Below are 11,480 nucleotides of genomic sequence, written 5' to 3'. Positions count from 1 at the left end.
TTGATCATATCATGAACTTCCATTGGAGCATTATTAAGAAGAGAGCCACCGCGTAAAGGTTCCATAATATTTACGGCTAAACCTTTTTGTGCTGCATATTTTAAACCTTCTACACCAACTTGATGATGTTCATCTAAAATATTGAGTTGTATTTGGGTCATATCCCAATCAAAAGAGTCTACAATTTCTTTAAAAGCAGTAAGTGTACTATGGATAGAGAAACCCTTATGTAGTATTTTCCCTTTTTTAATCATTTTATCAATGAAATTTAATCCATCATATTTTTTTATCTTTTCCCAGTTTTCAGGGTATAGATTATGCAAAAGATAAATATCGATATGATCCGTTCCTAGACGTTGTAATTCTTCATCTAAATATTTTTCGAAGTCTTCATGTTTTGTAATGTTCCAGACTGGGCTTTTAGTTGCTAGAATAATCTTATCACGATAACCGTCTTTCAAAGCCTTTCCCATAATAACTTCGCTATTTTTGTATACATAAGCGCTGTCGAGATAGTTCACGCCATTGTCAATTGCATATTGTACCATTTGTATAGCTTCATGTTCATTTTCTGGAAATCTCATGCAGCCAAGACCTAGTCTAGAGACTTCAAGTCCTGTTTTTCCATATTGTATATATTCCAATGATTTCACCTCATTAATTTTAAATATGATAAAGTTACTTTATCTGAAATTTATATAGAATTTCATATTAATAATTGGATATATTAATATTTGAAATACAGAAATGCAAATAATTCTTAAATTATATATATCCAAATTACAATGAGAAAATCTGTAGATTTCTTAAATCTTGTACAAGTATGAATATATTATTGTTCAAATCGAAGAAAATAGCTAGTTAATTTCTGCACATAGATTGCACAATTCTGCAATTTTAAAAAATTTATAGTATTTTGATATATTGAATTTATTTATTATGTAAGTTAGAATTTATATAAAAATTAAGAGAAGGATCAAAGGATAATACAAAGGAGCAATATTATATGAATATAGAAAAAGTTCATAACTCAACAATTACAAATACAGAAAATACTTTGAATTGTCAGGATTTATTGAGTCAAATCATTGCTATGACTGAAAAAATCACTTATGCGGAGGGAAATACTAAGACTATTATTCCGTTTCTTACGATTAACCGTCATACTTACGCATTTCCATTAACTCCAGGAGTCCTTACCCCTTCATTGTGCATTATTTTACAAGGAATGAAGGAACTTCATTTGGGAAAGGAAACGGTTTATTATTATGCAGGAGATTATGTTGCATCGTTGATTGACATTCCTGCATCTGGTCAGGTTATTAATGCGTCGAAAGATTCACCGTTTATAGGATTACGTATTGATTTTACGACAAAAGAGATTGCATCAGTTGCTATGGAGATTGAAATTAGCTTTAAACCAAATAAAAAGAATTCTACTCTTGGAGCATTTGTTGGTAAGTCAGATTTTGAACTTTTGGATTTATTTATAAGGTTGTTTAAGCTTATTGAAAATCCGAAAGGCATAGAATTTCTCTCTAAACATATAAAACGCGAATTGATTTTTCGCTTATTAACAGGTGAATATGCACATCTTTTTTATCAACAGGCATTATTTGAACAAAATACCGATGGTATAGGAAAGGCTATTGCTTGGATTAGAGAGAATTATTCTAAAGCTTTTAATGTTGAAGAACTTGCAAAATCTAATAACATGAGTGTTTCAACACTGCAGCATAAATTTAAAGCGATAACCACAATGGGGCCACTGCAATATCAAAAGCAGCTTCGTTTGCAGGAGGCAAGGCGTTTAATGCTAAGTGGCACGATGGATGCAACATCAGCAGCTATGGAGGTTGGCTATGAAAGTCCATCACAATTTAGCAGGGAATACAGGAAACTTTTTGGCTTACCGCCAAAACAAGATATTAGATGGTTACTGGAAAATTATGAAATGTAGTGAAAAATTAATAATACTAAGAAGTAAAGCAGTAAAACTACTTAATAAACAAAGAAATTAATATTAAGTTCAGTCATTCTTCCTTCACAAAAACCCACGGGGGTTTTTATGAGTGAAGCAAATTTGCTAATGATAGACCATAAATATCAAGGAAAAGGAAACTATTAGGCCAGAAATGTATTCAATGTTTTATAGATTACTGGAGGATTTAGGCATCGTTATGATAATAAAATAATCATTTGCATTTTTAAATGTAAAAAATATTGACAAAATCCCGTGAGAATAATATACTATGAAATAAGAACGACGATGTTCGACAAACATACTTTAAAAAGTATATTTTCGGATGTCGTTTTTTTATACAAAAAAATAGAACATTATAATTAATTGAGAAAAAGAATTCAAAAATTAATTTTTAGCTAATGCGCAGTTACTTTTAATCTAAGGCACATTCAAAAATTAAAAAAACTTATACATAAATAGCTGAAATTTTGTTTTGAGATTTAATATACTAAGGAGGATTTTATATGGAAATTAATTTAGGCGATTGCAGTTTTATATTGATCTGTTCAGCACTTGTACTTTTAATGACACCAGGACTTGCATTTTTTTATGGTGGAATGGTTCGTAGGAAAAATGTTTTAAATACATTGATGTCTTCCTTCTTTATTTGTGGATTAGCATCAATAATGTGGGTTTTAGTAGGTTATTCATTGTCTTTTGGTAATGATTTTCATGGGATAATAGGTGGACTTAATTTCTTAGGTTTTAATGGGGTAGGAGCAGAGCCTTCAGCATATGCACCTACAATACCTCAAGAGCTTTTTGCTGCATTTCAAATGATGTTTGCAATAATTACTCCAGCGCTTATAACTGGAGCTTTAGTAGAAAGAATGAAGTTTTCAGCATTGTTCATATTTGTAGCTATATGGTCACTTTTAGTATATTATCCAATGGCACATATGGTATGGGGAGCTGGTGGATTAATAAGTTCTTTAGGTGCCGTTGATTTTGCTGGAGGAAATGTAGTTCATATAAGCTCAGGTATTTCAGGCCTTGTAGCTTGTATTATGTTAGGTAAGAGACGTGGACATGGAATGATGTCATATAGACCACATAATATTCCATTTGTAGTTCTTGGAGTAGCATTACTTTGGTTTGGATGGTTTGGATTTAATGCAGGTAGTGCGCTCGGAGCTGGTCCACTTGCTGTACATGCATTCATGACAACAAATACTGCAGCATCTGCAGCTATGCTTTCATGGATGTTAATTGAAAAAGTAAAACATGGTAAGCCAACATTACTTGGAGCAGCAACAGGAGCAGTATTAGGGTTAGTTGCAATTACACCAGGAGCAGGGTTTGTTCCACTTTGGTCATCAATTATAATTGGTATAGCAGTATCTCCAATTTGTTTCTTCTTTGTGGAAAAAGTAAAAGTTAAGTTTGGATATGATGATGCACTTGATGCTTTTGGATGTCATGGAATCGGTGGAATTTGGGGTGGAATTGCAACTGGAATTTTTGGACAAACTGCAATTAATCCTGCAGCACAATGGAATGGTCTTTTCTATGGAGATGTTAAACTTTTCATTGCACAAATAATGAGTATTGTAATAACAATAATATTTGCAGGTGGCATGACTTTCTTAATTATAAAAGTTATGAAAATGTTTATGGATATTAGAGTTGATAGCTCAGAAGAAGCTGATGGACTTGATGTAGCTGAACATGGGGAATCTGCTTATCCAGCATTTAATGGATTAGACTAGGAATATAATGCATGAATGCATAAAATGGAGAAAGTATAATATTAAATATTCGAGTCTTACCACATAGAAAAAATAATAATCATAATAAATTTTTTAAGTATTATGTTCATTTAGAAAGTTTGGTAATGTGTTTTATATGTTCCCCAAAGTTATTTTGGGGAATTTTTTAGTTTAGGGGGTCTAACTTTTACGCAGAATTAAGGATATTTGTGTTATGGTTTAAATTTTAAGAAATTGTATTATCTTTTCTTTTGTATCAGTTCCGGCCTGAGGTGTGAATACATTCATTATTAAGCTGGTATTATCGGCAACCAACAAACTTGTTTCCTCAAACTCCAATTTACCTAAAACTGGGTGAATAATGAGTTTAAATCGATTATCCTCCATTTTTACGTCATGCATTGACCACCACGAATCAAATTCGTTACTTTCGCATTTAAGTTCATTTACAAATTCTTTGATCCAAGGATCGTCTATAAATTTACTGTAGACAGTACGGAATCTTGCAACCATACCTTGTGCGACAGAACTCCAATCGGTAAATGTTTTTTTTAATTCTTCATTTGTAAACATAATTCGAAGCATGTTGCGTTTATAAATATCGATTTTACTGTAATCCAATGAGAGTTTTGAAGCAGCTTTATTCCACGCAATCACATTAAAACAGGCATCCATAATAATTGCAGGAGAAAATTCTAAGCTCTCCAGTAGATGCTGCAACATCGGGTTAACAGATTCATGGTGGCTGGGGATGCTTGTTGGAGGTGCTTGCTCGGCAAGGGTGTAGAGATGTATGGTCTCCTGCTTATCAAGCATCAAAGTTCTTGATAAACTTTCAAGCACTTGTGTGGAGACCTGTAGTGGACGTCCTTGTTCAATCCATGTATACCATGTTAAACTGATTCCAGAAAGAGAGGCAACTTCCTCTCGTTTAAGACCAGGGGTTCGGCGGCGTGTACCTTCGGGTAAACCAACTTGTGATGGTAATATCTTTGCTCTGCGAGTTTTTAAAAAGTCTCCAAATTCTTTATATCTTTGTTTTGAATTATCCATGGCATTTATCTCCTTTATTAACACTAGTAGTAATTATACTAGTATAATTACCTTCCTATTATTATAAATTAGATGATAAGATAACTACAAGCCAATTTGGTTAACTCAAAGTCAGAAGTAAAAGGATTCTGAATTATAAAATCATGTTATGGTTAAATTAAAATAAAAACATAAATTATTGTAATTAGTTTTGAAAGGAATTATTATGAATAGAACTACAAATACTACACAAGCATGGATTATCACTGGCCCTACGTCAGGCATCGGCTATCGGACTGCACTTGAACTTGCCAATCATGGCACTGTCGTGTTGGTAGGTCGCGATCCTGATAAACTAAGCAAGGTTAAAGCTGAAATAGAAGCGCAGCACGGAGGTCACGCGCTATCAGTCGTCTGCGACTTCGCCGATATACGGAGTGTGCACCGGGCGGCTGCGGAGATCGTGAACCTAAAGCTTCCAATCGCCGGTCTGGCGAATAATGCTGGTATTATGCCTATGCAGAGCGGTCGGAGCGCGCAGGGGTGGGATCTTGCTTTCGCAACGAATCACCTTGGACCGTTTGCATTCACGGAGGCACTTATTCCCCATCTGCTAGACGGTGCGAATATCGTGTTTACCTGCTCGGCTGTTGAGGACCCTGAACGTAAGTTCTCTGTTTCTGCAGGATACCGAGGTGGGAGATATATCTCTGCTGAGGCGAGCGCACGTGGCGAATGGAAACCAGGGGGTTCTACGATGCCAGGCTACGATGCCTATGCTACCTCGAAGCAGTGCAACCTCGCGACGGTTTTCGCGTTTGCGCGTGAGATACCTCGTCTGCGATTTAACGCTGTAGAGCCCGGTTTCAGCCCCGGTACTAACCTTGGCCGCGAAGCAAATGCCTTCTTCATGTTTATTGGGAAGTATATAATATCACCGCTGGCCCCCTTTATCAAGTACATGAGCACCCCAAAACTAGCAGCTCGAGTTATTACCAAAGTTCTGACTGACACGTCCGATGTGACTGGAGGGTACTATGACGAAAAAGGGAAGCCCATGGCTGCCTCTACACAGGTACAAGACATCGAGTTTAGCGATAGGGTCGTGGCTGAGACCCGCAAGTTACTTGCCACTCTCCCAAAGGACTGAATAATTCACAAGTTATTTTAGTTATTGTGATGAATGATATTTAAACTAACACTCTCTTGGAAATAATTAAGTCGAGTTTAGTAAAGAGGCTGTGCACTAAAATTAGTGCACAGCTCTTTTTGCATAAAAAGTAAATCCCAGATTCTACGAATCTGAGATTTACGATAAGATATTTTTCATGCGAACTAAAAACATTTTACAAAAGGATTGTCAAATTCAGAAGCTCTGATGAGTTTACTTGAATTTCAATTTTAATAATTCTATAGGTACATGGAGATGTGCGGCTATTTGCTCAACAGTCATACTTTCGAAATTATCACTTTTTAAATCGTTTTCATCAATAGCTAAATTAGCTGAAAAATAGTCAGCTTCATTTTCCAGTTTGTTTTTAATGACAAAAGTATTTTTCTCTAAAAACAATATGTTAAGTTTGCTGTGAAAGAGAGCGTGTCCTAATTCATGTGAACATGTGAAGTATCTTGAAGATTCATCTAAATTGATATTAATGTGAATTATTTTATTACGAGGAGCAGCTTGAAAAAATCCATTTATATTTTTACCAAGATTCTCATATAAAATTTTTATTCCAAGACATTCACAAAGTTCAAATGGGTTTTTTGTATGATATTTCTTCTTTAGCTGGGTGACTTTTTTATCTATAATTTTATTCAAAACAGACTTTATATTTTCATTTATCAATGAGAGCGGTGTAATTGTTATAAAGCATTGGCGAATTCACAACTATATTCAAAAGGATAGATATAAAGAAACTGTTTACAGGGAAGAAAAATCTATGCTGTCATTAAAAGAAAATAAAGCTTATACACTGGGGAAAATTAATGGTTTAGAAAGTTGTATTCAATCTGTATACAAAACGGATACTCAGATAAGATTAGATGAGATTAGTATAGATAAGAGTAATGTAGAGAGAGGTAAGAGCAGTTTAGATAAGGATAATATAAAAAGCCTGCAAGTAGTTGTCCATTCTAACAATGAAGTTTTTAAACATTTCGAAAAATGTGGATTCATCATGTCACCTAAGTTTATGGAATTTATAGCAGCAGATATTAAAGTATATTCAGCTAAATGGCTGATAGATGCTGCCACAGAATCCATGAAAAGAGGAAAGATAAATTATAAATATTTATTGGCTATATTGCAAAACTGGAAAGCAGATGGCAGAGATAAGAAAGCAACAATGCAAAGAGCCAATGCTGGTGCTTATAAAGATTTTGGAGACAGCGTCCTAGATAATTAAGGAGGGGTAGGATGAACCTTAACCATATACAAACACTCCCAAATGATATTAGGTGTGAACAGGAGATATTAAGTGGGATATTCTATAACAATAAAATATTGGCAGAAATAATTAATGAAGTTAAAGTAGAAGATTTTTATAAGGCATCACATCAAATTATTTATGCTGCTATATGTAAGCTATTTGCAGAAGGGAAGGATATTGATATAACACTTTTAGTAAATGAGATAGGTAAAGATAATCTTAAAAATGCTGGAGGAATAACCTATATAACTGATATAGCTATAGGTGGGCTGCCAATAAAAGCAAAAGAGTATATAAGAATTTTAAAGGACAAGTCCTATAAAAGAAAAGCTATTAAAGAATTATCAAGAGCTATGCAGTGTATGTATGATGAAAATTCAGCGCCTCAAGATGTTATAAGTAAAATGTCAGAAAATCTTGCAAATGATATGAAAAATAAAAGTTCAATATTCAGTGATAGTGACCTTATGGTTAAGACATTAACAGAAATAGAAAAAAGGTATCAAAAGGGTGGGGAAATACCTGGAATGCAAACAGGATTTATTGCTTTTGATAAGAGAACTGGAGGATTGCAAAAAGGAGAATTAGTCATAATAGCTGGCAGGCCATCTATGGGTAAAACATTAACTGCATTAAATATAATGGATGGACTAGGCAAAAATGGTTACACTGTGTATTTATCAGAATTAGAAATGACAGAGGAATCCCTTGGAATAAGAAGGCTGTCTTACAATGCAAATATAGAGGCTGAAAGACTAAGATTTGGGAAATTAAGCGATGATGATTTTTTAAAAATTACATTAATATCTAATGAATTAGCTAAGAGAAATAAAGTATTTACAGATTGCAGTTCAAACCAAGGATTACTTCAAATAAAGGCAAAAGCAAAAGCCATAAAGCAAGCTCATGGATTAGATGTAATAATAATAGATCATTTAACTTTAATGAATATTCCGGAAAGAGGGACTAGAGATTTGGCAATAGGAGAAGTTACAAAGGGCCTTAAAGGTTTAGCAAAAGAATTAGAAGTGAATGTAATCCTCCTATGTCAATTATCAAGAGCCGTAGAACAAAGAGCAGAAAAAAGACCTATGCTTTCAGACTTGAGGGAATCCGGAAATATTGAACAGGATGCAGATTTAGTAATGTTTATGTACAGAGATGATTATTATAATCCAGAGTCAGAAGATAAAGGAATAATTGAATGGATCATAAGCAAGCAGCGTAATGGAAGAACTGGAACCTTAAAGTTTGCGTATGTAGATAGGTTTCAGAAGATAGGGGATTTGGCTTATAGATAAATTATAAATGCTCACTTTAAGGTAAAAAGATTAAAAAATAAAAAATCTGTTTACCTTTATAGTTTCAGCTAAAATATGTATATATGTTTATAACCATTTTACTTACTTCTCAGCTCTTCTTCACAATTAAGTTTTTTATGTTGAATAAAAGCAAGTTGTTCTTCAATCTCATCTTTTTTTTCTAAAAGTATTTTTTCTTGTTGAATAATTATTGAGTAGCGTTCATCAACACTCATTGGATTCTCATTGGAAATATCAATATAGTGGCGAATTACTTCAATTCCCATTCCTGTACTCCGCAAACATTGGATCATTCTTAATCTCATTATATTATCATCAGAAAATAAACGGATATTGTTTTTATCTCGAATTATATTTGAAAGTAATCCAATATCTTCATAATATCGAATAGTAGGTTTAGATAGGTGTGTTATTTCAGAAACTTGATTAATTGTATATATTGGTTCTGTTCCATACTTAAAATTTATCATAAAAAAATCTCCTAAAATTACTTGACTTAAAGTTACTTGAATGTAATAGACTAATCATATCACAGAGATATGTGAATTTCAATATGGAGGAAAAATAATGAGCGGAGCATACGAAGAGTCCTTGGTTTTGTTAATAATGATTACCTAAAATATACTGTAATATCATTTGATATTAGATAAGACTAGTGCAAAAACTATAGTATAAAATGAAAAAAGAAAACATTATTAAAATAAATTACAAATGTAATTAAGTAAAAACATATTATGAAAGGCGGATAAAATATGAAAAAAAGTATATCTAGAAAAACACTTTTCTCTCCAGCTCCAATTTTGGTAGTAGGAACCTATAATACAGATATGCAGCCAAATGTAATGACTGCAGCAATTGGAGGTTTAGTTTCCGGAGCACCTGCAGCTATAGGAGTTTGTCTCAGAAAAGCTACTCTTACTTATGAAAATATTATTAGAAACAAGGCGTTTACAGTTAATATTCCAAGTGAGGATTATGTAAAGGAAATAGACTACTTTGGAATATCGAGTGGACGTGATAATTCCAAATTCTTAGCCACTGGTTTAACTGCAGTAAAAGGAAATTATGTGGACGCGCCATATGTTGAAGAATTTCCAATAAATTTAGAATGTAAGCTAATACAAATCGTCGACTTAGGTTTTCATACCCAATTTATAGGGGAAATAGTAGATGTGAAAGTTAATGAAGAAATGCTTGATGAAAAAGAAATACCTAATACTGACAAAATAAGACCTATCTTATTCTCAGGTAGTGACAGATGTTATTATGGATTAGGTAATAACTTAGGAACTGGATTTTCTATAGGAAGAGAATTCAAACCTAATAAGCAATAAATTAGCACATAAATGTAAAAATAGCCACATGGGGGAAGTAATATCCAACATGTGGCTATATATAATTTTATAGGTATTGCATTAAGTCTATTTGTATTTAAAACATTTCATATAACCTATATTAAGAGTTTATAAGTTTATAAAAAGTTTGACTTACAGTATAATATGTATGTTTATAAAACCTTTACTTACGTCTCTAGAACGAGCGTTTATGGACGATATTAGCAAATAAAAAACAAGAGTAATTCAACTCTTGTTCATGAAGAATATAAAAAAGTAAACTATCATCAGTTTTTATCATAAATTTTTACTAATCTCTTTTATCATAATATATCTTATTATTTTAAGACAGTATTTAGTAGCTTATTCCCCTTTAGTAACATTGCTAATGCAGTACTCCACAGTATCAGGGCAGAACCTATGCCAATCACTGACGTAAATGGAATAATGTAATTATGAACGAGCATAACCTTCAAAGGTATAAAAAGCCAAGTAATAATAGCGAGTAAACAGAAGAGGATCAGTTAAGACCTCTTTTAAGAAGCAGTTAAAGCTTTTTTTTTACTTCCTCCTGAACCGTAAGCCATATTGGATGTTAGATGCTATAGACATAGATGATACAGGTCATTTAGTAGATCCAAACCAACAAACTCAATCAATAACCATAGACAAAGCAACAATAGATTTATCAGAAGGAGATTCAGATAATTTATTTGCAACGACAACTCCAGCAGCCGTGGGGGTAAAGTGGACATCAAGTGATTCATCAGTAGCTACAGTAGATTCAACAGGGAAAGTAACAGCTATAGGTGCGGGAACAGCAACTACAACTGATGGAAGTAACTTAAGTGCATCATGTACTGTAAATGTAACTACAAATAATGATGGTAATAATGGAGGAACTACCACAGGAGCAAGTGCCATAGTTAATATTGCATATGCGAAAGGTGATAATACCAATAATGCTGGCGGTGATGTTTCGATTATATTTAATGGAGTACCAGATACTACATTAAGTGTTGTAAAAACAGCGAGTGTGAAATCTGTATGGGTAGGTGATACTTTTACGTACACCATAGTAGTTACTAATACTGGTTCAAAGACAGCGAAAGCAGTAGTAATTAATGATAATGCTCCAAATCATATTCAATTTCTGCCTAGTGGAATAACAACTACTCAAGGTACAGTTGATTCGAGTTCAAGTGCTTCCAAAATAGTAGTTAATGTTGGAGATATTCCACATGCAGGAACAGTTACTATTACAGTACCTGTAATGTTCTTTGAAAATAGAAAAATACGATGCTTACAAAATATGTTATGATTGATTCATAACAGTAAATAAGTGAACTAATGATTGTTTAATTATTACAACAAAATGTGTAGAAAGGAAGTTAACCCTATGGAAAAACAGTTTATAACTATGAGAGATGGGAAAAAAATTTATGTTCAGATTTATGATAAAAGACATAAGGATTTTTTATTAATGTTGCATGGCGGTCCAGGACAGGGGTGTTTTGATTTGCAATATCAGGCTACAATATTATCTGAATTTGTTAATGTAATTATATTTGACCAAAGAGGAGTATTGCGTTCTGATAAAATTGAAGAAAATGAACCATTTGGGTTAG

At 33.2% G+C, this 11,480-nt stretch carries 10 protein-coding genes and 2 pseudogenes; 8 read left to right on the top strand and 4 right to left on the bottom strand.

All coding sequences use genetic code 11. The features are described 5' to 3' along the window. On the bottom strand, nucleotides 1-644 hold a 644-nt coding region (locus tag CLOBL_RS25375; RefSeq protein ID WP_179117838.1), incomplete at its 3' end, for an aldo/keto reductase. A gap of 362 nt (nucleotides 645-1,006) precedes the next feature. On the opposite strand from CLOBL_RS25375, the gene CLOBL_RS25370 reads away from it, so the two are divergent. Together CLOBL_RS25370 and CLOBL_RS25365 are read left to right on the top strand one after the other, a co-directional pair. Continuing rightward, complete coding sequence (locus CLOBL_RS25370; RefSeq protein ID WP_077861548.1) at nucleotides 1,007-1,960, top strand: AraC family transcriptional regulator; 954 nt, start codon at nucleotides 1,007-1,009, stop codon at nucleotides 1,958-1,960. A 527-nt stretch (nucleotides 1,961-2,487) separates the two neighbouring features. Further along, nucleotides 2,488-3,732: an ammonium transporter gene (locus tag CLOBL_RS25365; RefSeq protein ID WP_077861547.1), complete on the top strand. Its 1,245-nt coding sequence runs from the start codon at nucleotides 2,488-2,490 to the stop codon at nucleotides 3,730-3,732. Nucleotides 3,733-3,951: 219 nt separating this feature from the next. Here the strand turns inward: CLOBL_RS25365 and CLOBL_RS25360 are convergent, their stop codons facing one another. Next, nucleotides 3,952-4,785 carry a helix-turn-helix transcriptional regulator gene (locus CLOBL_RS25360; protein WP_077861546.1) on the bottom strand — a complete coding sequence of 278 codons (834 nt, stop codon included), beginning with the start codon at nucleotides 4,783-4,785 and terminating at the stop codon, nucleotides 3,952-3,954. A 205-nt stretch (nucleotides 4,786-4,990) separates the two neighbouring features. Here CLOBL_RS25360 and CLOBL_RS25355 point away from each other — a divergent pair, with 205 nt between their 5' ends. Next, nucleotides 4,991-5,914, top strand: coding sequence for an SDR family NAD(P)-dependent oxidoreductase (locus tag CLOBL_RS25355; RefSeq protein ID WP_077861545.1), 924 nt, complete (start codon nucleotides 4,991-4,993; stop codon nucleotides 5,912-5,914). A gap of 234 nt (nucleotides 5,915-6,148) precedes the next feature. On the opposite strand, the gene CLOBL_RS25350 is transcribed toward CLOBL_RS25355, so the two are convergent. After that, nucleotides 6,149-6,586: an ImmA/IrrE family metallo-endopeptidase gene (locus tag CLOBL_RS25350; RefSeq protein ID WP_077861544.1), complete on the bottom strand. Its 438-nt coding sequence runs from the start codon at nucleotides 6,584-6,586 to the stop codon at nucleotides 6,149-6,151. 121 nt (nucleotides 6,587-6,707) lie between these two features. Here CLOBL_RS25350 and CLOBL_RS25345 point away from each other — a divergent pair, with 121 nt between their 5' ends. After that, nucleotides 6,708-7,172: a DnaD domain protein gene (locus CLOBL_RS25345; protein WP_143323959.1), complete on the top strand. Its 465-nt coding sequence runs from the start codon at nucleotides 6,708-6,710 to the stop codon at nucleotides 7,170-7,172. A gap of 11 nt (nucleotides 7,173-7,183) precedes the next feature. Then, complete coding sequence (dnaB, locus tag CLOBL_RS25340; RefSeq protein ID WP_077861542.1) at nucleotides 7,184-8,497, top strand: replicative DNA helicase; 1,314 nt, start codon at nucleotides 7,184-7,186, stop codon at nucleotides 8,495-8,497. Nucleotides 8,498-8,595: 98 nt separating this feature from the next. Here dnaB and CLOBL_RS25335 read toward each other — a convergent pair whose 3' ends face one another. Then, nucleotides 8,596-8,988, bottom strand: a complete 393-nt coding sequence (locus CLOBL_RS25335) for a MerR family transcriptional regulator (protein ID WP_077861541.1) — start codon at nucleotides 8,986-8,988, stop codon at nucleotides 8,596-8,598. Nucleotides 8,989-9,270: 282 nt separating this feature from the next. Here CLOBL_RS25335 and CLOBL_RS25330 point away from each other — a divergent pair, with 282 nt between their 5' ends. The 3 genes and pseudogenes from CLOBL_RS25330 to CLOBL_RS25320 all read left to right on the top strand — a co-directional run. Then, entirely contained in the window at nucleotides 9,271-9,852 is a 582-nt protein-coding gene (locus tag CLOBL_RS25330) for a flavin reductase family protein (protein WP_077861540.1), read from the top strand. A 646-nt stretch (nucleotides 9,853-10,498) separates the two neighbouring features. Beyond that, nucleotides 10,499-11,173: pseudogene (locus CLOBL_RS25325) on the top strand (Ig-like domain-containing protein); the annotation flags it as partial. Nucleotides 11,174-11,251: 78 nt separating this feature from the next. Beyond that, nucleotides 11,252-11,480, top strand: a pseudogene (locus CLOBL_RS25320) (alpha/beta hydrolase); the annotation flags it as partial.

It is taken from the genome of Clostridium sp. BL-8, from assembly GCF_002006495.1.
Classification (GTDB): Bacteria; Bacillota; Clostridia; order Clostridiales; family Clostridiaceae; genus Clostridium.
This window is presented reverse-complemented; position numbering and strand designations above follow the sequence as displayed.